The organism is Pseudomonas saudiphocaensis, assembly GCF_000756775.1.
Taxonomy (GTDB): Bacteria; Pseudomonadota; Gammaproteobacteria; order Pseudomonadales; family Pseudomonadaceae; genus Stutzerimonas; species Stutzerimonas saudiphocaensis.
This window is the reverse complement of the sequence record NZ_CCSF01000001.1, coordinates 3,452,197-3,471,613: the sequence shown is the minus strand read 5'-3', so window position 1 is coordinate 3,471,613 and position 19,417 is coordinate 3,452,197. Positions and strand designations below refer to the sequence as shown.

Annotated in this window: 20 protein-coding genes, 1 tRNA gene and 1 pseudogene; 8 read left to right on the top strand and 14 right to left on the bottom strand. The window is 61.5% G+C overall.

The window, feature by feature from the left end; genetic code table 11:
- The first annotated feature begins 67 nt into the window (after positions 1 to 67).
- Together pyrC and rnt are read left to right on the top strand one after the other, a co-directional pair.
- Positions 68 to 1,111: a dihydroorotase gene (gene pyrC / locus BN1079_RS16160; RefSeq protein ID WP_037026192.1), complete on the top strand. Its 1,044-nt coding sequence runs from the start codon at positions 68 to 70 to the stop codon at positions 1,109 to 1,111.
- The gene (gene rnt, locus BN1079_RS16155; RefSeq protein ID WP_037026190.1) at positions 1,108 to 1,782 is read left to right on the top strand and encodes a ribonuclease T; all 675 of its coding nucleotides are present in this window, start codon (positions 1,108 to 1,110) and stop codon (positions 1,780 to 1,782) included. The genes pyrC and rnt overlap by 4 nt, the downstream gene beginning before the upstream one ends.
- Positions 1,783 to 1,917: 135 nt before the next feature.
- Here the strand turns inward: rnt and thrC are convergent, their stop codons facing one another.
- The 4 genes from thrC to BN1079_RS16135 all read right to left on the bottom strand — a co-directional run bounded on the left by thrC (position 1,918) and on the right by BN1079_RS16135 (position 6,227).
- Complete coding sequence (gene thrC, locus BN1079_RS16150) at positions 1,918 to 3,327, bottom strand: threonine synthase (protein ID WP_037026187.1); 1,410 nt, start codon at positions 3,325 to 3,327, stop codon at positions 1,918 to 1,920.
- A gap of 61 nt (positions 3,328 to 3,388) precedes the next feature.
- Complete coding sequence (locus tag BN1079_RS16145) at positions 3,389 to 4,693, bottom strand: homoserine dehydrogenase (protein WP_037026185.1); 1,305 nt, start codon at positions 4,691 to 4,693, stop codon at positions 3,389 to 3,391.
- Between the two features lie 228 nt (positions 4,694 to 4,921).
- Complete coding sequence (locus BN1079_RS16140) at positions 4,922 to 5,419, bottom strand: GFA family protein (RefSeq protein ID WP_037026184.1); 498 nt, start codon at positions 5,417 to 5,419, stop codon at positions 4,922 to 4,924.
- 82 nt (positions 5,420 to 5,501) lie between these two features.
- Positions 5,502 to 6,227: a DsbC family protein gene (locus BN1079_RS16135; RefSeq protein ID WP_037026183.1), complete on the bottom strand. Its 726-nt coding sequence runs from the start codon at positions 6,225 to 6,227 to the stop codon at positions 5,502 to 5,504.
- Between the two features lie 241 nt (positions 6,228 to 6,468).
- Between BN1079_RS16135 and BN1079_RS16125 the strand changes: the two genes are divergently transcribed.
- The 4 genes and pseudogenes from BN1079_RS16125 to BN1079_RS16115 all read left to right on the top strand — a co-directional run bounded on the left by BN1079_RS16125 (position 6,469) and on the right by BN1079_RS16115 (position 8,159).
- Positions 6,469 to 6,545 (top strand) — tRNA-Met (locus tag BN1079_RS16125).
- Between the two features lie 77 nt (positions 6,546 to 6,622).
- Positions 6,623 to 6,832 (top strand): hypothetical protein, encoded by a 210-nt coding sequence (locus tag BN1079_RS16120; RefSeq protein WP_037026181.1) that lies wholly within the window; start codon positions 6,623 to 6,625, stop codon positions 6,830 to 6,832.
- A 35-nt stretch (positions 6,833 to 6,867) separates the two neighbouring features.
- A pseudogene (locus BN1079_RS17650) lies at positions 6,868 to 7,009 on the top strand (NADH:flavin oxidoreductase/NADH oxidase); the annotation flags it as partial.
- A gap of 91 nt (positions 7,010 to 7,100) precedes the next feature.
- Positions 7,101 to 8,159: an NAD(P)-dependent alcohol dehydrogenase gene (locus BN1079_RS16115; protein ID WP_037026180.1), complete on the top strand. Its 1,059-nt coding sequence runs from the start codon at positions 7,101 to 7,103 to the stop codon at positions 8,157 to 8,159.
- 115 nt (positions 8,160 to 8,274) lie between these two features.
- Here BN1079_RS16115 and BN1079_RS16110 read toward each other — a convergent pair whose 3' ends face one another.
- Complete coding sequence (locus BN1079_RS16110) at positions 8,275 to 8,679, bottom strand: VOC family protein (protein WP_037026179.1); 405 nt, start codon at positions 8,677 to 8,679, stop codon at positions 8,275 to 8,277.
- Between the two features lie 56 nt (positions 8,680 to 8,735).
- Between BN1079_RS16110 and BN1079_RS16105 the strand changes: the two genes are divergently transcribed.
- Positions 8,736 to 9,038 carry a putative quinol monooxygenase gene (locus tag BN1079_RS16105; RefSeq protein WP_037026178.1) on the top strand — a complete coding sequence of 101 codons (303 nt, stop codon included), beginning with the start codon at positions 8,736 to 8,738 and terminating at the stop codon, positions 9,036 to 9,038.
- Between the two features lie 74 nt (positions 9,039 to 9,112).
- On the opposite strand, the gene BN1079_RS16100 is transcribed toward BN1079_RS16105, so the two are convergent.
- The 4 genes from BN1079_RS16100 to otsB all read right to left on the bottom strand — a co-directional run bounded on the left by BN1079_RS16100 (position 9,113) and on the right by otsB (position 12,948).
- Entirely contained in the window at positions 9,113 to 10,024 is a 912-nt protein-coding gene (locus tag BN1079_RS16100; protein ID WP_037026175.1) for a DMT family transporter, read from the bottom strand.
- Positions 10,024 to 10,671: a carbonate dehydratase gene (can, locus tag BN1079_RS16095; protein ID WP_037026174.1), complete on the bottom strand. Its 648-nt coding sequence runs from the start codon at positions 10,669 to 10,671 to the stop codon at positions 10,024 to 10,026. Before can ends, BN1079_RS16100 begins: the two co-directional genes overlap by 1 nt.
- A 76-nt stretch (positions 10,672 to 10,747) precedes the next feature.
- On the bottom strand, positions 10,748 to 12,157 hold the full coding sequence (gene otsA, locus BN1079_RS16090; RefSeq protein ID WP_037026173.1) for an alpha,alpha-trehalose-phosphate synthase (UDP-forming): 1,410 nt from the start codon (positions 12,155 to 12,157) through the stop codon (positions 10,748 to 10,750).
- Complete coding sequence (gene otsB / locus BN1079_RS16085) at positions 12,154 to 12,948, bottom strand: trehalose-phosphatase (RefSeq protein ID WP_052114503.1); 795 nt, start codon at positions 12,946 to 12,948, stop codon at positions 12,154 to 12,156. The genes otsA and otsB overlap by 4 nt, the downstream gene beginning before the upstream one ends.
- A 135-nt stretch (positions 12,949 to 13,083) precedes the next feature.
- Between otsB and BN1079_RS16080 the strand changes: the two genes are divergently transcribed.
- Complete coding sequence (locus BN1079_RS16080) at positions 13,084 to 13,647, top strand: hypothetical protein (protein WP_037026171.1); 564 nt, start codon at positions 13,084 to 13,086, stop codon at positions 13,645 to 13,647.
- A gap of 125 nt (positions 13,648 to 13,772) precedes the next feature.
- On the opposite strand, the gene rimI is transcribed toward BN1079_RS16080, so the two are convergent.
- From rimI to BN1079_RS16055, 5 genes are all read right to left on the bottom strand, one after another.
- A complete protein-coding gene (gene rimI, locus BN1079_RS16075) occupies positions 13,773 to 14,237 on the bottom strand; it encodes a ribosomal protein S18-alanine N-acetyltransferase (protein WP_037026169.1) in 465 nt (154 codons plus the stop codon).
- Positions 14,234 to 15,031, bottom strand: coding sequence for a hypothetical protein (locus BN1079_RS16070; RefSeq protein ID WP_037026167.1), 798 nt, complete (start codon positions 15,029 to 15,031; stop codon positions 14,234 to 14,236). Before BN1079_RS16070 ends, rimI begins: the two co-directional genes overlap by 4 nt.
- Positions 15,028 to 16,572 carry a 2-isopropylmalate synthase gene (locus BN1079_RS16065; protein ID WP_037026165.1) on the bottom strand — a complete coding sequence of 515 codons (1,545 nt, stop codon included), beginning with the start codon at positions 16,570 to 16,572 and terminating at the stop codon, positions 15,028 to 15,030. The genes BN1079_RS16070 and BN1079_RS16065 overlap by 4 nt, the downstream gene beginning before the upstream one ends.
- A gap of 348 nt (positions 16,573 to 16,920) precedes the next feature.
- Entirely contained in the window at positions 16,921 to 18,159 is a 1,239-nt protein-coding gene (locus BN1079_RS16060; RefSeq protein ID WP_037026161.1) for a saccharopine dehydrogenase family protein, read from the bottom strand.
- Positions 18,160 to 18,247: 88 nt separating this feature from the next.
- On the bottom strand, positions 18,248 to 19,345 hold the full coding sequence (locus tag BN1079_RS16055) for a carboxynorspermidine decarboxylase (RefSeq protein WP_037026159.1): 1,098 nt from the start codon (positions 19,343 to 19,345) through the stop codon (positions 18,248 to 18,250).
- Positions 19,346 to 19,417 lie beyond the last annotated feature (72 nt).

Below are 19,417 nucleotides of genomic sequence, written 5' to 3'. Positions count from 1 at the left end.
AGCTTTAAGGCAGGCTGGCGGATTTTCCGGTAGCATTCCAGCACGTTTGATCCGCTTGGAAACCCGCATGTCCGATCGCATTACCCTCCTTCGTCCCGACGACTGGCATATCCACCTGCGCGATGGCGCGGCACTGGCCCACACCGTTGCAGACGCCGCGCGCCAGTTCGCCCGCGCAATCGTCATGCCTAACCTGGTGCCGCCGGTGCGCAATGCCGCCGAAGCGAACGAGTATCGCCAGCGGATCATCGCTGCCCGCCCCGCAGGCAATGCCTTCGAGCCGCTGATGGTGCTCTACCTCACCGATGGCACGCAGCCCGAAGAGATTCGCGCAGCCAAGGACAGCGGCCTGGTTTTCGCAGCCAAACTCTATCCGGCCGGCGCCACCACCAACTCGGCCTCCGGCGTGACGAAGATCGACAACATCTTCCCGGTGCTGGAAACCATGGCTGAGGTTGGCCTGCCGCTGCTGGTACACGGCGAGGTGACCCGCGCGGAGATCGATATCTTCGATCGCGAGAAATACTTCATTGACGAGCAGCTGAGCCGGATCACCGAGCGCTTCCCGGCGCTGAAAGTCGTTTTCGAGCACATCACCACCCGCGACGCTGTGCAGTTCGTCGAGGCTGCCAGCAGTAACGTGGGCGCGACCATCACCGCGCATCACCTGCTCTACAACCGAAACCACATGCTGGTGGGCGGCATCCGTCCGCATTTCTTCTGCCTGCCGATCCTCAAGCGCAACGTCCACCAGGAAGCCTTGCTGGACGCCGCCACCAACGGCAACCCGAGCTTCTTCCTCGGCACCGACTCGGCACCCCACGCCCAGCACGCCAAGGAAAACGCCTGCGGTTGCGCCGGCTGCTACACCGCCTATGCAGCCATCGAGCTGTATGCCGAGGCCTTTGAGCAGCGCAACGCCCTGGATCGTCTGGAAGCCTTTGCCAGCCACTTCGGCGCAGACTTCTACGGCCTGCCACGCAACACCGAGCAGATCACCCTGGTACGCGAACCCTGGAGCGTGCCCAGCCACCTGCCCTTCGGCGAACACAATCTGGTGCCCCTGCGCGCCGGCGAAACCCTGCAATGGCGACTGGAGACGCACGCATGAGCGAGGAGTCGTTCGACGACGAACAGGACAACAGCCTTTCCGGCAAACCCCGCTCACCCATGGCACGCCGCTTCCGCGGCTTCCTGCCGGTAGTGGTCGACGTCGAGTGCGGCGGTTTCAACTGCGCCACCGATGCCCTGCTGGAAATCGCCGCGGTAACCATCGGCATGGATGAACAGGGCCTGCTCTATCCGCAGGACACCCTGTTCTATCGTGTGGAGCCCTTCCCCGGCGCCAATATCGAAGCCGCCGCGCTGGAGTTCACCGGCATCAAGCTGGACCACCCGCTGCGCATGGCCGTCCCTGAAGCCCAGGCGATGGGCGACATCACCCGTGGCGTACGCAAGGCGGTGAAATCCGCAGGCTGCAAGCGCGCCATTCTGGTCGGGCACAACAGCAGCTTCGACCTGGGCTTTCTCAACGCGGCAATTGCCCGCTGCGATATCAAGCGCAATCCCTTCCACCCCTTCTCCAGCTTCGATACGGCGACCCTCGCCGGCCTCGCCTACGGCCAGACCGTACTGGCCAAGGCCTGTCAGGCGGCCGGCATCGACTTCGATGGACGCGAAGCTCACTCGGCCCGCTACGACACGGAAAAAACCGCCGAGCTGTTCTGCGGCATCGTCAACCGCTGGAAGGAAATGGGCGGCTGGGAAGAGTTCGACGAGTAGCAACTGCCGGCGCGTAGGGTGGATGTCGCTTTCCACATCCACCATGCCCCACGCGGTAAATCGGTCATCCGAGCAAAAACCCAGCACAAATAAAAAGGCCAGTCTCTCGACTGGCCTTTTTGCATCAACGCCGGCTTACAGCGGCTTGCCGCGGTTCCCATGTTCGCTGACGAAAGCCTGCACGGCCTTCAGATCGTTGGCCAACACTGTGCAGCGCTCCGGACGCTCGAACAGATCAGCCAGGTGCGCCGGCAGCTCCAAGGCGCGACCAACACCGGCCTTCTCCACCGCTTCGGGGAATTTCACCGGGTGTGCAGTGCCCAGGGTCACCATGGGTGTCGAGAGGCTGCGGCGGCATTCACGAGCGGCATGCACGCCAATCGCGGTATGCGGGTCGAGCACCTCACCGGTGGCGGCGAATACATCGGCGATGGTCTTGCAGGTCTGCTCGTCATCCACGGCCAGGGAATCGAACAGCTTGCGCGCCTCGGTCCAGCGCCCCTCCTCGACCGACAGCTTGCCGGTGGCCTTGAACGAGTTCATCAGCTCAGCCACGGCAGCGCCGTTGCGGCCATGCAGATCGAACAGCAGACGCTCGAAGTTGGACGACACCATGATGTCCATGGATGGCGAAAGCGACGGATGCAGGGTGTCCTTATCGTAACGATTGCCGCTCATAAAGCGGTGCAGAATGTCGTTACGGTTGGTGGCGACCACCAGCTGACTGATCGGCAGGCCCATGTTGCGCGCCAGGTAGCCGGCGAAGATATCGCCGAAGTTGCCGGTCGGGACCGAGAACGCCACCGAACGCGCCGGGCCGCCCAGCTGCAGCGCCGCATGGAAGTAGTAAACGATCTGGGCCATGATCCGCGCCCAGTTGATCGAGTTCACCGCCACCAGACGGGTGCCCTTGAGGAAGCCCTGGTCAGCGAAGCTGTCCTTGACCATCTCCTGGCAGTCATCGAAGTTACCTTCGATGGCGATGTTATGGATGTTGTCGCCGAAGATGGTGGTCATCTGGCGGCGCTGCACCTCGGACACGCGCTGGTGCGGATGCAGAATGAAGATGTCGACATTCTCGCAGCGGCGGCAGCCTTCGATGGCCGCCGAGCCTGTATCACCGGAAGTGGCACCGATGATCACCACACGCTCGCCGCGCTTGGCCAGCACATAGTCAAGCAGGCGACCCAGCAGCTGCAGGGCGAAATCCTTGAAGGCCAGGGTCGGGCCGTGGAACAGCTCCATCACCCACTCGTTGCCGTCCAGCTGACGCAGGGGCGCGACCGCGCTATGGGCGAAAACGCCGTAGGTTTCTTCGAGAATCTGCTTGAAGTCGGCATCGGGAATGCTGCCGGCCACGAAGGGGCGCATGACCTTGAATGCCAGCTCGTGATACGGCAGGCCGGCCCAGGAGGCGATTTCCTCGATGGTAAAGCGCGGCAGGTTTTCCGGCACATACAGGCCGCCGTCGCTGGCCAGGCCAGCCAGCAGCACGTCTTCGAAATTCAGGGCCGGTGCCTGGCCACGGGTGCTGATATAGCGCATTTGTTCAAACCTTCGGTTTGAGCCGCAAGCCGAGCGATTCGCCAGGGCTCGCGACTCCAAGTTAATTCAGCTGTTCCACACGAATCCGTACGACCTTGCCGATCACGTCATCCAAGGTTTCCAGCGCGGAGATGGCGTTGTCGATACGCTCTTCCACCACCCGATGCGTAACCAGAATGACCGGCACCAGGCCGTCATGCTCTTCGGCTTCCTTCTGCATGATCGACTCTATATTGATGCCATGCTGGGAAAGAATGGTCGCGACCTGAGCCAGCACGCCGGGATGATCCTTGGCCTGGATACGCAGATAGTAGGCGCTCTCGCAGTCGCTCACCGGCAGGATCGGATGAGCTGACAGCGCGTCGTGCTGGAAGGCCAAAGGCGGTACGTGATTGCTCGGGTCGGCGCTCAGCGCGCGTGCCACATCAACCAGGTCGGCAACCACTGCCGATGCGGTCGGCTCCATGCCGGCGCCGGCGCCGTAATAAAGGGTGCTGCCCACGGCATCGCCATTGACCATCACCGCGTTCATCACGCCATTGACGTTGGCGATCAGACGGTCGGCGGGGATCAGCGTCGGATGCACACGCAGCTCGATACCTGCTTCGGTGCGGCGCGCCACACCCAGGTGCTTGATGCGATAACCCAGCGCCTCGGCGTAATTCACATCCGCCGTGGTCAGTTGGGAAATGCCTTCGGTGTAGGCCTTGTCGAACTGCAGCGGGATGCCAAATGCAATGGACGCAAGGATGGTCAGTTTGTGCGCAGCATCGATGCCTTCGACGTCGAAGGTCGGATCGGCCTCGGCATAACCCAGCTCCTGGGCTTCTTTGAGCACGTCCTCAAAGGTGCGACCCTTCTCGCGCATCTCGGTGAGGATGAAGTTGCCAGTGCCGTTGATGATGCCGGCCAGCCAGTTGATACGGTTGCCCGCCAGGCCTTCACGGATAGCCTTGATCACCGGAATGCCGCCTGCAACCGAGGCCTCGAAGGCGACGATGACGCCTTTTTCACGGGCCCGGGCGAAGATTTCGTTACCGTGCACGGCGATCAGCGCCTTGTTGGCGGTGACCACGTGCTTACCGTTCTCGATGGCCTTGAGCACCAGCTCCAGCGCCAGGGTATAGCCACCGATCAGCTCGACGACAATATCGATATCGGGGTTGCTGACAACGGCGAAAACGTCGTCGGTAATGGTGATGCTACCGGTGTCACAACGTGGGTTTGGTTGACGAGTCGCGATCTGCACGACTTCGATACCACGCCCGATGCGACGGGCAATTTCCTCGGCATTGCGTTGCAGCACATTGAAGGTTCCGCCACCGACGGTACCCAGCCCACAGATGCCAACTTTCACCGGTTTCAAGCTGCACTCCCCATACCTGCGAACGGCCCTACGCAGCGGCCGAACAAAAGAGTCGCACATTACGAAGCGCACGGGATTTAGTCAAATCGGCTGGGCGTACGGCAGGGCCGTTTTATCCCCGCCGTGCCGAACTGTAGGGACGATTTTATTCGGCCATTGTCATCATTTTTGCCGGCGGCAAGTTCAGCCTCCGAGCCAGTGAGTTGCGAGTGAAGCTTCGGTTCGGACTTAGCTTTGCGCCCCGCCCAAACCCAAGCGCTGATGCCACTGCGCCAGAGACTCGTCCGGATATTCAGCAAAGCATTTATCGCCATCCTGAACCTGCCGCTCGACCCAACTTGCCTTGGAGTCGAGCATCAGATGCGTATGTTCGGGCGGCACCGGCAGCTCGGTATCGATGGCCGAAGCGTGAGGGTGGACCAGATCCGGCCAACTGGGGTCCCAGAGCCAGAGCGCACTACCGCAGTGTTTGCAGAAATGGCGCTGCCCTTCGCTGACGTTGACCTCGCCGGTTTCCGGGTCGGCCATACGGGCGCGATAGACGCTCAGATGCTCCCGCCCTTCGACCGCCAGCGTGCGGTAGTCACCGCCGAGGTTGATCGCATAGCCGCCGCCACCGGCCGTCTTGCGGCAAATGGAGCAGTAGCAGCGCATAAAAGGATAAGGCTCAGCCGACTCCAGCGAGAATCGTACGGCCTTGCAGTGGCAGGAACCTTCGAGTTTCATGATCACCCCTCGCGTGTCTTCAGACATTGACCGCGAGGAGCGAGACAGTTCAACCGGGCGCCTGTGGATGACGCCCGCGGTATTACTTGGCCTGCAGAGCAAGCTCCGCCAACTGCGGCGCCGGCTGATAGCCCGGAATGATCTGGCCGTCGGCAAGGACGATCGCCGGCGTGCCCTGCACGCCGATCATCTGGCCCAGCTCATATTGCTTGGCGACCGGGCTGTCACAGGTAGCAGCCGGCACTTCTTGGCGAGTTTTGGCCTTGTTCATGGCCGCCTGCTGGTCCTTGGCGCACCAGACACTGGTCAGCGTAGTGCCACCGTGGCTCGCCAGCCCCTGACGCGGGAACGCCATATAGCGCACTTCGACGCCCAGGCGATTGAGCTCCGGCACTTCACTGTGCAGCTTCTGGCAATAAACGCAGTCCGTGTCGGTGAACACGGTGATATGGGCCTTGGGGTTCTTCGGAGCGAAAACCACCATCTCGCTGGTCGGCACCGCCGCGATGGTCTGCGCCACGGCACGGCTCTGGGCTTCGTCGGTCAGGTTGATCGCCTGGCCATCCTTGAACTGGAACATATAGCCCTGGATCACAAACTGGCCATCGGCACTGGCATAGAGCTGACGCCCGCCCTTGATCTGTACCTGGTACACGCCAGGCATCGGGCTTTCGGAAATGGCCTCGATGGGCATATCGGGCTGGATCGACTGCAGCGCATCACGAATAGCCTTGTCGGCATCGGCGGCCATGGCAACGGAGCCGAGCAGACCGAGGGTCGCGGCTGCAAACAAACGAATCACGCGCATGGAATCTCCTGGCGACTACGGTCTGAAAAAGAGACGCAGACTAACACAGGCAATCCCCCAGGCCGATGGCCCCACACCGCGACCTATGGCCCGGCGTGATCTGATGCACAGCTGCCAGCTCCCGCATAAAAGAGCGCTCAGCATTCTCTTCACCCGCTATAAGCGTTTGAAAAAGCAGGTAGAAAAAGCACTGCTCAAGGGTTGACACGCACCCACGCGACGCGAATAATGCGCGCCACTTGGCTACGTAGCTCAGTTGGTTAGAGCATAGCATTCATAATGCTGGGGTCCGGGGTTCAAGTCCCTGCGTAGCCACCAAGTTCAAAAAAGGGTTCAGCGAAAGCTGAACCCTTTTTTTGTGCCTACCATTCAGCCAACCGCCCCGGGAGCACGCCATGAGAGACGACGACTTCGACAATATTCGCGCCGAACGGGAAATGCCTTACCGCCCTGCTCCCAGCTCAGCCAACAAGTACGCCGGTCTCTGGAAACAGATCGCGCTGGGGATTGTGGTTGGGCATCTGTCGCTGGGGCTGATTGGCTTTGTGCTCTGGTTGATCGCGACCCACTTCTTCATGGGCAATCTGCAGCTAAGCGTGCCTTGATAGACAAACCAGCATCAGCCCAGCAGGGAAATGTCCGTTACCTCTTCAAGTCGCTGGCTGCGGTACGTGGTACGGCCGGAGCACTTGCCGCTTACCGCCCGTCTCGGAGTAATCGAATACGACGGCCGGGACGAACAGACCCTGACCGAGGCCATCGAACTGACAAGTCGCTTCAAGACGAAAACCAGCCGTGCATCCTCGGCTAGGACATTGCCGGCATGTCACATCGGTCGGTTCCGACGTAACGCTGCTGAAAGGATCACCCTTCATGAACAACGCCATCGGCTATGCTGCCCTAGACCCGAACACACCGCTCGCGCCCTATTCATTCACACGCCGCGCGGTAGGCTTGAACGACGTCAAAATCGAGATTCTCTATTGCGGCGTCTGCCATTCGGATCTGCATACGGTCCGCAACGAATGGAACAACACGCTTTACCCCTCCGTCCCAGGCCATGAAATCGTCGGACGCGTTACCGCTGTAGGCGACGCGGTCAAAGCCTTCAATGTCGGCGATCTGGCCGGCGTCGGCTGTATGATCGATAGCTGCCAGAACTGCCCGTCCTGCGGCGAAGGCTTGGAGCAATACTGCGAAAACGGTTTCATCGGGACCTACAACGGCCATGCATTTGGCGGCAGTGAAAACACGTTCGGTGGTTATTCGGACCACATTGTGGTGAATGAGAAGTTCGCGTTGCGCATTTCTCATGCCGAAGGCGACCTCGCCGCCGTGGCGCCACTGCTGTGCGCGGGTATCACAACGTATTCACCACTGCGCGAATGGAAGGTCGGACCCGGCCAGAAGGTCGGCGTGGTCGGCCTCGGCGGCCTGGGTCACATGGCCGTTAAGATCGCCCGCGCCATGGGCGCCCATGTGGTGCTTTTCACCACCTCGCCGGGTAAAAAGGAAGATGCCCTGCGCCTGGGTGCGAGCGAAGTCGTGGTATCGAAAAACAAGGAGGAGATGGCTGCCCACCTAAACAGCTTCGATTTCATCCTGAATACCGTTGCGGCGCCGCACGATCTCGACGCGTTTCTATCCCTGCTCAAGCGAGACGCAACCATGACCTTGGTGGGCGCGCCCGAAACCCCGCACCCATCGCCAAGCGTTTTCAACCTCATTTTCAAGCGTCGCCGTCTGGCTGGCTCGCTCATTGGCGGTATCGCAGAGACTCAAGAGATGCTCGATTTCTGCGCCGAGCACGACATCGTCTCGGACATCGAAATGATCGATATCCAGGACATCAACGAAGCCTTCGAGCGCATGCTCAAGAGCGACGTGAAGTACCGTTTCGTCATCGACATGGCCTCGCTTAAGTCCGCCTGACCGCGATAGCGGAGAGGCCATGGGCATCCATGCCTCTCCGTAGATGCCGAACCGGTAGCGTTCGATTTCGAGCCAATGGCCACCCACGCCAATGCCATACCTGCATACGCTGAGTTCAGCTAAATCGCTGCCCCGACACCGCCGGATGATAGAGCGGCTGCACGGTATTCCCTGCAGGATCGAGCACATGGAAGCTGTGGGCGCCGTCGCGGTGGGCGAAGGGGCGGTCGAGCATGGTGACGCCCTGGGCTTTGAGGTATTCGTACCAGGCGTGGAGTTCTTCGATGCTGTCGACGATAAAGCCGTAGTGGTCCATCGCCTGGACGCCGCTGCTTTTTTCCGAGGCGCGGCCTAGGGAGAGGTTGTCGTTGCCGCACGTCAGGTAGACGAGGTCCTTGCTGGCGCGGTTGAGCACTTCCATGCCGAGCACATCGACGTAGAACCGCTCGCATTCTTCGAGGTTCGGCACGGTGAGCGCCAGATGACGCAGGCCGTTAAGGCGACCGGGACGCTGTGGCATCTTGTTTCCCCTTGTATACAATCGGGCGATCCACCTTAAAACAAAACGGAGCGCTTATGTACTGCCTGATTCTGAAAACCCAGCTCGCACCGGGCTCGTTCGATAAGTTCATGGAAGCCATGCGCATCAACGCCGCCGCCTCGGTGCAGGACGAGCCGGATTGTCTGGTATTCGATGTGATTCAGGATGTGGCAGACCCGGATCTGGTCTATCTCTATGAGCTGTACCGCGACGAAGCGGCCTTAGCGCATCACAAAACCACCGAGCACTATCTGCAGAGCCGCCCGCTGCTGGCCGAGTGCATCGTCAAACAGGAGGTCATGAAAGGCCATATGGTCTGCGGCAATAACAAGCGCTGAATCATCTGCAGCGCTGCGTCAGCCATTCCGTGCAGCCCCCAGCCTGCACGGTTCCATATCCCCTCTCGCCCGCTTTAGCGTGCCGTGTTTTGCACGCTGCTGCGGGTCGCCAGCAACAGTCCGGCGAATATCAGCCCGCCACCAATCCAGTGGAAGACCTGCAGTGCTTCGCCCAGCACCAGCCAGCCGATGATGGCGGTAAAGACCGGCATCAGGTAGGTGGTTATGCTCGCCTTCGCTGCGCCGACAATGCGCACGCCGTGGTTCCAGGCGAGATACGCCACCAGTGAGGCGAAGACGGCGGTATAGGCAACGGCAGCGAGGTTGCTGGGAGTGGGTGCAAAACCGCCGACCTGGCTGAATTCGTAGAGGTAGAACGGCGTGATCAGCGGCAGGCCGATCATCATCAGCACACCGAGCAGGGTCAGCGCCGGCATGACCAGGAACTTCGCCCAGCGCCGCAGCAGCAGGGTGTAGAGCGTCCAGGCCAGCACCGCAGCGAGCATCAGCAGGTCGCCCTTCTGGAACGACAGGCTGATAAAGACCTCCCAGCTGCCCCTACTGATCAGGTAGAGCAGGCCGGCCGCGGCAATCGCCATGCCGAACCAGGCGCTTCGGGCCGGCCACTCGCCCAGCAACAGCCCCCCTCCGATAAAGGCGAATAACGGCAGGCAGGTGTTGAGCAGCGTGAGGTTGATGGCTTCGGTGCTTTGCGCAGCGGAATACAGCAGCGTGTTATAGCTGGCGATCCCCAGCGCGGCGACGATGGGCAGTCGCCAGCCGGCCGCGCGCAGGGTCTGGCGATGCTGCCAGATCGAGCGCGCAACGAAGGGCAGCAACAGGCTGGTAGCCAACGTCCAACGCCAGAACGACAGGCTCAGCGGCGGAATATCTTCATGAAAGGCGCGCGCCACCAGGGCGTTGCCACTCCACAGAAGCACGGCGAGCAGCAGGCCGGCGAAGGCCCACTTTCGGGAATCAGGCATCACTCTGGACGACGCGGACGCAGGCGATACTGCGGCGGCAGCTGTTCGGGGCCACTGATGGTGACGTTAAGGTCCTTCCAGATACCGTCCTTGATGCCGTAGATGCAGCCATGAATCGACAGCGGCTGCCCGCGGTGCCAGGCGTTCTGGACAATGGCGGTGTGGCTGACGTTGGCGACCTGCTGGATGACGTTGAGCTCGCACATGCGGTCGAGCTGGGCCTCTTCGCTAGGGAAACTGGCGACGTGGTCGCGGTATTCGTAGTACAGGTCGCGAATGGTGCGCAGCCAGCCGTCAATCAGGCCCAGCTGGTCGTCACGCATCGCTGCACGCACGCCGCCGCAACCGTAGTGGCCGGTGACCAGAATGTGTTTGACCTTGAGGACATCGACGGCGTACTGGATCACCGACAGGCAGTTGAGGTCGGTGTGCAGCACCACGTTGGCGACGTTACGGTGGACGAACAGGTCGCCGGGCAGCATGCCCACGATCTCGTTGGCCGGCACGCGGGCATCGGAGCAGCCGATCCAGAGATACTCGGGCTCCTGCTGCTTGGCCAGCTTGCTGAAGAAGTTCGGGTCTTCTTGGAGGATGGCCTCGGCCCAGCGCGCGTTGTTTTCGATTAACTGTTGAAGATCGTCGCTCATTGGCTGCTCTGCTTTTTCATTCCGACACGCACGTTACGAACCGGTCGGCGGTTTGACAAGCACGCGGAGTGTTGCGTCACACACTGAACAGCGGGCTCGCTTGCACCTGCGCCTTGGGCCGGGAAGAAAACGCCCGCAGATCACGCAGGAACGTATCACGCCAAGCATCGAGGTCGGCGCTGCGGATGATGCTCATCATGTGCTCGTAGCGGTCCCGGCGCTCCGCCAGCGGCATGCGCAGGGCGCGGTCGAGAGCTTCAGCCATGCCGATGCAGTCATAGGGGTTGACGATCAGAGCCGAGGTCAGCTCGTGGGCGGCGCCGGCAAAGCGCGACAGCACCAGCACGCCGGGGTCGTCCGGGTCCTGCGAGGCCACATATTCCTTGGCGACGAGGTTCATGCCGTCACGCAGAGGTGTGACAAAGCCAATATCGGCGTCGCGAAACAGCCCCGTCAGCACGCGCCGATCATGGCTCTTGTTGAGGTAATGCAGGGGCGTCCAGTCGAGATCGGAAAGCCGTCCGTTGATATGCCCTGCCTCGCTCTCCAGCTGCTGGCGGATGTGCTGATAGGTCTTGACGTCGGAACGCGACGTGGGCGCGATCTGAATGAATTCGACCCCCCGACGATGCTCGGGGAAGCGGTCGAACAGCGCCTCATAGGCCTTGAAGCGCTCCACCAGGCCCTTGGAATAATCCAGCCGGTCCACGCTGATGATCTTCTTGCGCTCGACATCGGTGATCCGTCGCATGGGCCGGCGGCGGCGCTGGGATGATTCGGCCAGCTCCTGGATTTCATCCGGCACCACGCCGATGGGGTAAACCCCGGCACGGAAATTCTGCCCGTAAGCCGTCAGGCTGCCGTCTTTTTCGAGGATGCCGCGTACTTCGCGGGTCATATAGTCCTGAAAGGCCAGGCGATCGGTTTCGGTCTGGAAGCCGATGAGATCGTAAAAGCAAAGGGTTTTCAGCAGGTCATTGTGCGGTGGAATGACGGTGAGAATTTCCGGCGGTGGAAACGGAATATGGAGGAAAAAGCCGATGCGATTGCGGATGCCCAGCCGCCGGCATTCTTCGGCAAATGGGATCAGATGGTAGTCATGAACCCAGATGATGTCGTCGGGCTTGAGCAGCGGCTTGAGCTGTGCCGCAAGCATGCCGTTGACGCGTCGGTAGCCATCGTATTCCTGGCGATTGTAGCGCGCCAGGTCGATGCGGTAGTGGAAGATCGGCCAGAGCGTGGCGTTGGAGAAGCCGCGGTAATACTGGTCATAATCCTGCCGAGTCAGGCCCATGGTGACATAGGTGATTTCGCCGACGGTTTCGGTGTTGGTCTGCGGCGTGCTGCTGACCTCCCCGCTCCAGCCAAACCAGATGCCGCCGCTCTGGCGCAGTGCATCGTATACGCCAACCGCAAGCCCGCCGGCTGCGACCTTGCCCGGCTTGATCGGTGCCACTCGGTTGGAAACCACTATCAATCGGCTCATGGGGCGCACTCGCTTCGGTCTGATTTATCGTTGTCTTCCGGCCTGACGCCGATTCCTTCGAGCAGGCGGCCAAGCCAGGCACCTACGGCGTCCACCGAAGCCAGGCGCAGTGTCGCCTGCGTCGGCCCCTCGCCTACCTTGATGCTCAGCCCGCCCAACTGGTTGACCACCTCAAAACCGGCCTCGTCGGTCCTGTCGTCGCCAAGGAACACCGGCACTCGTCCTACAAAGGGCGCTTCCTGCATGAAGGTGCGAATCACCTCGCCCTTGCTGGCGCCGCGCGGTTTGAGTTCGAACACGCACTTGCCTGGCTGCAGCACCAGCACCTCGCGGTAACGCTCGGCAAAGGCTTCGGCAAGGGTTCGCGCCGTCTCTTCCAACACAGGTACCTGGCGGAAATGCAGGGCAAAGGCGATGCCCTTGTTTTCAAAGCGCAGGCCCGGATGCTCGGCGCATGCCTGGGCCAGCTCCTGTTGGATTTCGGCGAACACGCGGCTATCCAGCGCCAGCCGCCGCACCTGCCCATCGGCGCCGCGGCGCTCCGCGCCGTGAATCCCGGCGGCCGGTAACTGCAGCGGCGCAATCAGCGCATCGATCTGTTCCAGCGGCCGGCCCGAAACCAGTGCCACGGGGACATCGGCGGCGTGCAGCTGCTGCAACGCCTCCTGAGCAGGGGCAGGAATGAATACAAGTTCGGGGCTGGGCTGTATTTGCGCCAGCGTTCCATCCAGATCGAAGAAGTAGGCACAGCGCCGAACGTCTGTTGCGAGTCGATCAATTGGTTTGTCCATGTTTCCTAGACTGCCGATTGACCAAGGTGGTTCGCTTGTCGTGCCACAAGCTTTACCAGCCGGCGGCCAGGCGGAATCTTCACCCGGCGCTCCAGTCACAACCTGCAAGACCGCGCATTTACGCAGGAGGTTGTCATGAACGATCAGAAGCCCTATACGCCCACGGAAATCGACGACACCGAAGACCGCTTGGGCTCTATGGAGCAGCTCGATTTCGACCAGCGCCGGGACGAGCGCAAGGGCCGCATCGGTGACGAGGTACCGCAGGAGCAATTGGACAATGAATTCACGCCGGAGCGTGTCGCTGAAGCGGGCATGACCGCTGGCGAAGTGCCCGACGGCGATACCACCATGGATGACATGGCTCCGGAGACGCTGATCCCAGATGACGGCGCCCGCTCGCCACGCGAGCGTGGCCAAGGCGGCCCTGCCGATCAGGACTTGAGCGTGGTATCCGGGCACGAAATCGGGGCCGATGTGGGCCTGGACGAAGCCGAGTTGGCGCGCCGCCATCCCCTTGATGGAAAGCCCTGGGACGGCCCAGCCGATGGCGAGCCGGACACCGGAGTCAGCGGCGGCACGGCAGTGCTGCAGGAAGACGAGAGCCTGCTGGAAGAAAATCCGGACATTCTCTCTGACGATGAACTGGAGGGCGATGCACCGCTGGATTCGGGAAGGGACAAGCCGGCCGGGACCTAAGCAGGCTGGAGATAGGGCCTACCAATGGGCGAATTTATTCGCGAGCGTTTTGAGGGCTGCCGAAAGCTTCGCGGGCATGGCCCGCTCCCACAGAGGGAGTAGGCTGGATTTAGCCGAAAGCGGGATTAGCTGTCCGATTCATCCAGTAGGGTGCAGGCCATCACCAACGCATCCTCGCGACCATCGGCTGCCGGGTAATAATCCCGGCGCCTGCCGATTTCATTGAAGCCGTAGCGCTCGTATAGGCGATAGGCCGAGCCGTTGCTGGCGCGGACTTCAAGGAAACACTCGCGCCCGCCGCGCTCGTAGGCGCGCGCCATCAAGTGTTCCAGCAGACGCAGGCCCAGCCCGCGACCCTGGCTCTGCGGCTTGACGGTGATATTGAGCAGGTGCGCCTCATCGATGATGACGTTGATCACCCCGTGGCCGACCTGTTGCTCGCCCTCGAACATCACCCAGCACTCATAGGCAGACAGGGCGTCGGTATAGGTGCCGCGCGTCCAGGGATGGCTAAAGGCGGCGTATTCGATCTTCAACACGTTATCGAGATCCGCCGCCGTCATCCGGCGGAAGCTGACGTCTTCACTCATAAGCCAATATTCCAGCGTGACATGCTGCGGCGCAGGGCCTTCCACAGCTCGGCCTTGGCGGTCGGCTGCTCCATCAGATATTCCAGACCGGGGATGGCCAGGGCATGGCCGATCCCGTCGATGGCCAGCTCTCGGTAGCAGGCATCCTCTTCCACCTCGCCGGCATACTGCAGCGCCGGCAGGCCGATCAGCCAGATGCAGTCGCAGCCCATCTCTTCCAGCTCGGCAGCCAGAACGCCCTGCACATAATCACGCGCAGCCTCGGCACCCTGCTCCAGATTGCCGCCGCTGAGCAGCGGCCAGCGGATCGGCTCGCCGTCACCGACCTGCTGCGGCTTGTCCGGCAGGCGCGCGGCGCGCAGCAGATCCTTGAGCAGAATGTAGGCCGGATCGCGGCTCTGGAAAGGCTCACCCGTGGGCAGCTCGACCAATAGCAACACGCTGCCGGCACGTAGCAGCTGCAGCGCGAAGCGTGGCGGCGGCGCGACGGGCCTGGCTTTCGCGGGGGTGCTTTCCTCAACAACCGGCGCCGGCTCAGGCTTTTTCGGCTCCGGCATGGCAATACGCGGACGCGGCACCTCGGCTCGTACTACGGGCGCTGCAACAGGAGCTTCGGCCTGTACAGGTTTGGCAACCTCAACCGCTTCCATCTCTGGGCGAGACGGTTCCGGCTCGGTTTCAGGCAGCAGCAGCTCCAGCCGCGAAGGCGCCGCAAAAGGCAACTCGGTACGCGGCAGCCAGCTGACAATCTGCATGGCGTCGAGATAGCTGCGACGCCGGATTTCGCTGATCAAACTCCCTCCACCTGCGGATGCGCCTTGGCGCCTACCTGCATCAGGTTCAGCGCATTGAGATAGGCCTTGGCCGAGGCGACGACGATATCGGTGTCGGCGCCATTACCGTTGACGATGCGCCCACCTTTCTCGAGGCGCACGGTCACTTCGCCCTGGGAGTCGGTGCCCTGGGTGATGGCGTTGACTGAATAAAGCTGCAGGGTGGCATCGGACGCGGCGATGGCTTCGATGGCCTTGAAGGTCGCATCCACCGGGCCGGAACCCTGGGCAGCGGCGTCACGCTGGGCACCATCGATGCTCAGCACCAGCCTGGCTTCTGGCGTGGTGCCGGTCTTGCTCGCCACTTCCAGGCTGACCAGCTTGTAATGCTCGGGGGCTTCCTCGGCCAGGGTATCTGAGACCAGAGCCTGCAGGTCTTCATCGAAGATCTCGTGCTTCTTGTCTGCCAGCTCCTTGAAACGGGCGAAGGCTGCGTTGAGTTCCTCGCCTTCCAGAACGATGCCCAGCTCTTCCAGACGCGAGCGGAAGGCGGCGCGACCGGAGTGCTTGCCCATGACCATCTTGTTGGCGTGCCAGCCAACCGACTGCGCGGACATAATCTCGTAGGTTTCGCGATGCTTGAGCACGCCGTCCTGGTGGATGCCCGACTCGTGGGCAAAGGCGTTGGCGCCGACGATGGCCTTGTTCGGCTGCACCGGGAAGCCGGTGATGCCGGATACCAGGCGCGAAGCGGCGAGGATGTGTTCGGTTTCAATGCGGGTGTGCACGCCGAGCAGGTCCTGGCGGGTCTTGATCGCCATGACGATTTCTTCCAGCGCGGCGTTGCCGGCCCGCTCACCGAGGCCGTTTATGGTGCACTCGACCTGGCGCGCACCAGCCACTACGGCGGCCAGGGAGTTGGCCACAGCCAGGCCCAGATCGTTGTGGCAATGCACGGAGAACACCGCCTTGTCGGCGTTGGGAATGCGCTCCAGCAGCTGGCGGATGGTATCGGCGTACTGGTGCGGAATCGCGTAGCCGACGGTGTCCGGGATATTGATGGTGCGCGCACCGGCATCGATAGCCGCCTCGATGATGCGGCAGAGGAAATCGATCTCCGAGCGCCCGGCGTCCTCGCAGGAGAACTCAACATCGGCGCACAGGCTGCGTGCCTTTTTCACCGCGCGCACGGCCTGCTCGATCACCTGCTCCGGCTGCATGCGCAGCTTGTATTGCATATGGATCGGGCTGGTGGCGATAAAGGTGTGGATGCGCCCGGAGTTGGCATAGGCCAGGGCTTCGGCGGCGCGCTCGATATCGGCGTCAACTGCACGCGCCAGGCTGCACACGGTGCTGTCCTTGATATTGTCAGCGACCAGTTTTACGCCGGCGAAATCACCGGGGCTGGCGATGGCGAAGCCGGCTTCGATCACGTCCACCTTCAGCCGCTCCAGCGCGCGGGCGATGCGCAGCTTCTCTTCGCCGGTCATGGAGGCGCCAGGGCTTTGCTCGCCATCGCGCAGGGTGGTGTCGAAAATGATGACGCGATCGTTGCTGCTCATAGGATTTCCTCACGGCTGTGCGCAAGCACGGGCCCGACATGGGGGCCGGTGTCGATAGACTGGTGATTGTCGCGTGAAAAGAGCGGGGCGGGAAGCGTGGCCGTCAGCATGCCTGAAGGAACGGCGAAACGCTGATCGCCGCCACCGATCAAAAGCTTCGCGCCGAGAGCTGCGCTCCCATGACGACACAAGCCGCGCAGGGTGGTAAACGCCGAAGGCTTTTCCACGAATGGGAACGCCGGTGGAAAACGCTTCGCGGTTTTCCACCCTACAAACCTGCGCCCGCCAACGAAAAAGGCCCCGCTACCTATGCAGAGGGGCCTTTGGTTTTCACCTGCGGCTTATGCCTTATTCATACCAGGGACGGTCGCCGTGCTCGTCTTTGATTCGAGTGGGCAGGCCCATCTCGTCAAGCAGCGTCAGGAACGGCTTGGGCGGCAGTTCCTCGACGTTGACCATGCGCTTGGCGTCCCATTCGCCGCGGGCGACCAGCAGCGCGGCGGCTACCGGCGGTACGCCGGCGGTATAGGAGATGCCCTGGCTGTCGGTCTCGGCGTAGGCTTCCTCGTGGTCGGCGACGTTATAGATGAACAGCTCGCGCGGCTGGCCGTCCTTGGTGCCCTTGACCAGGTCACCGATGCAGGTCTTGCCGGTGTAGCCCGGCGCCAGCGAGGCAGGATCAGGCAGCACGGCCTTGACCACCTTGAGCGGCACCACTTCCAGGCCTTCTGCCGTGCGCACCGGCTGTTCGGAAAGCAGGCCCAGGTTCTTCAGTACGGTGAAGACGTTGATGTAGTGATCGCCGAAGCTCATCCAGAAGCGGATGTTCGGCACGTCGAGGTGCTTGGAGAGCGAGTGCACCTCGTCATGACCGGTCAGGTAGAGGTTCTGCTGGCCGACCACAGGCAGGTCGTCGGTGCGTTTGACCTCGAACATCTTGTTGGTGGTCCATTGGCTGTTCTGCCAGCTGTAGACCTGACCGGTGAATTCGCGGAAATTGATTTCCGGGTCGAAATTGGTGGCGAAGTACTTGCCATGGGAGCCGGCGTTGACATCGAGGATGTCGATCGACTCGATCTTGTCGAAGTGCTCCTGATGCGCCAGCGCCGCATAGGCGTTGACCACACCCGGATCGAAGCCCGCGCCGAGGATGGCGGTCACGCCCTTCTCTTCGCACTCGGCCAGGTGCTTCCACTCGTAGTTGCCGTACCACGGCGGGGTTTCGCAAATCTTGCCCGGCTCTTCGTGGATGGCGGTATCCAGGTACGCGGCGCCGGTATCCATGCAGGCGCGCAGCACCGACATGTTGAGGAAGGCGGAGCCGACGTTGATGACGATCTGCGATTCGGTCTCGCGGATCAGTGCCTTGGTCGCTTCAACGTCCATGGCGTCCAGGGCATAGGCCTGGATTTCAGCGGGCTGTTTGAGGCTGCCCTTAGCCTTCACGCTATCAATGATGGCCTGGCATTTGGAGATGCTGCGCGACGCGATAGCAATACGACCGAGTTCGTCGTTGTGCTGCGCGCACTTATGGGCCACCACCTTGGCGACACCTCCTGCACCAATGATAAGAACGTTCTTCTTCAATTTGTTTAACTCTCCTTGCTACCGCCAGTAGTCAGAACTTGTTCACGATCTTGCGAGCTAGAGGACACGCAGCTGATCGTGGGCAGGTTTACGACAGACTGGACAGGTAATCGTCAAAGGTAAATTCGCGAACCACCTCGACGCTGCCGTCGAGCTGTTTAACCACGATGGACGGCATTTTCACGCCGTTGAACCAGTTTTTCTTGACCATGGTGTAACCAGCTGCGTCGATAAACGACAATCGATCGCCGATGGCCAGCGGACGATCAAAATGGAATTCGCCGAAGATATCCCCCGCCAGGCAGGATTTACCGCACACCATCCAGCTGTGCTCGCCGTCATTGGGCGCCATCTTTGCGTTCTGACGGTAGATCAGCAGGTCGAGCATGTGCGCTTCGATGGAGCTGTCGACAACGGCCAGGTTCTTGCCGTTGTACAGGGTGTCGAGCACTGTCACTTCCAGCGAGGCGCTCATGGTGATCGCCGCCTCGCCCGGCTCCAGGTAGACCTGCACGCCGTATTTTTCGGAGAAAGCCTTGAGCCGCGCGCAGAAGGCATCGATCGGATAGCCCTCGCCGGTGAAGTGAATACCGCCGCCCAGGCTGACCCAGTCGACCTGCGCCAGCAGGTGGCCGAAGCGCTCCTCGATGGTGGTCAGCATTTCGTCGAACAGATCGAAGCGGCCGTTCTCGCAATTGTTGTGGAACATGAAGCCGCTGATCTTGCCGATCACCGCCTCAATCTTCGCCGGATCGTGCTCGCCCAGGCGGCTGAACGGACGTGCCGGGTCGGCCAGCAGGTAGTCGGAGCTGCTTACCTGAGGGTTCACGCGCAAGCCGCGGATGGTGCCCTCGGTCTGGCTCTCGTAGCGTTCGAGCTGGCCGATGGAGTTGAAGATGATCTTGTCGCAGTTGGCGACCATCTCTTCGATCTCGTCGTCGGCCCAGGCCACGCTGTAGGCGTGGGTCTCGCCGGCGAATTTCTGCCGGCCGAGCTTGAGTTCGTAGAGCGACGACGAAGTGGTGCCGTCCATGTACTGCTGCATCAGATCGAACACCGACCAGGTAGCGAAGCACTTGAGCGCCAGCAGCGCCTTGGCACCGGAGTGTTCACGCACGTAGGCGATCTTCTCCAGGTTGCCCAGCAGCTTCTGTTTGTCGATGAGGTAATACGGCGTATTGATCATTAATAAGGTGCCCCTGCGAGGTCGCCTGGCAGGAAGCCGGCGGGCTTCCTGTGTGCAAAAGGGCGGATTCTG

Excerpts from the sequence above, each read along its gene's own strand:
- pyrC (WP_037026192.1), top strand. The coding sequence starts at position 68 with ATGTCCGATCGCATTACCCTCCTTCGTCCCGACGACTGGCATATCCAC.
- rnt (WP_037026190.1), top strand. The coding sequence starts at position 1,108 with ATGAGCGAGGAGTCGTTCGACGACGAACAGGACAACAGCCTTTCCGGC.
- thrC (WP_037026187.1), bottom strand. The coding sequence starts at position 3,327 with ATGCGCTATATCAGCACCCGTGGCCAGGCACCGGCCCTGAATTTCGAA.
- BN1079_RS16140 (WP_037026184.1), bottom strand. The coding sequence starts at position 5,419 with ATGAAACTCGAAGGTTCCTGCCACTGCAAGGCCGTACGATTCTCGCTG.
- BN1079_RS16135 (WP_037026183.1), bottom strand. The coding sequence starts at position 6,227 with ATGCGCGTGATTCGTTTGTTTGCAGCCGCGACCCTCGGTCTGCTCGGC.
- BN1079_RS16120 (WP_037026181.1), top strand. The coding sequence starts at position 6,623 with ATGAGAGACGACGACTTCGACAATATTCGCGCCGAACGGGAAATGCCT.
- BN1079_RS16115 (WP_037026180.1), top strand. The coding sequence starts at position 7,101 with ATGAACAACGCCATCGGCTATGCTGCCCTAGACCCGAACACACCGCTC.
- BN1079_RS16110 (WP_037026179.1), bottom strand. The coding sequence starts at position 8,679 with ATGCCACAGCGTCCCGGTCGCCTTAACGGCCTGCGTCATCTGGCGCTC.
- BN1079_RS16105 (WP_037026178.1), top strand. The coding sequence starts at position 8,736 with ATGTACTGCCTGATTCTGAAAACCCAGCTCGCACCGGGCTCGTTCGAT.
- BN1079_RS16100 (WP_037026175.1), bottom strand. The coding sequence starts at position 10,024 with ATGCCTGATTCCCGAAAGTGGGCCTTCGCCGGCCTGCTGCTCGCCGTG.
- can (WP_037026174.1), bottom strand. The coding sequence starts at position 10,671 with ATGAGCGACGATCTTCAACAGTTAATCGAAAACAACGCGCGCTGGGCC.
- otsA (WP_037026173.1), bottom strand. The coding sequence starts at position 12,157 with ATGAGCCGATTGATAGTGGTTTCCAACCGAGTGGCACCGATCAAGCCG.
- otsB (WP_052114503.1), bottom strand. The coding sequence starts at position 12,948 with ATGGACAAACCAATTGATCGACTCGCAACAGACGTTCGGCGCTGTGCC.
- BN1079_RS16080 (WP_037026171.1), top strand. The coding sequence starts at position 13,084 with ATGAACGATCAGAAGCCCTATACGCCCACGGAAATCGACGACACCGAA.
- rimI (WP_037026169.1), bottom strand. The coding sequence starts at position 14,237 with ATGAGTGAAGACGTCAGCTTCCGCCGGATGACGGCGGCGGATCTCGAT.
- BN1079_RS16065 (WP_037026165.1), bottom strand. The coding sequence starts at position 16,572 with ATGAGCAGCAACGATCGCGTCATCATTTTCGACACCACCCTGCGCGAT.
- BN1079_RS16055 (WP_037026159.1), bottom strand. The coding sequence starts at position 19,345 with ATGATCAATACGCCGTATTACCTCATCGACAAACAGAAGCTGCTGGGC.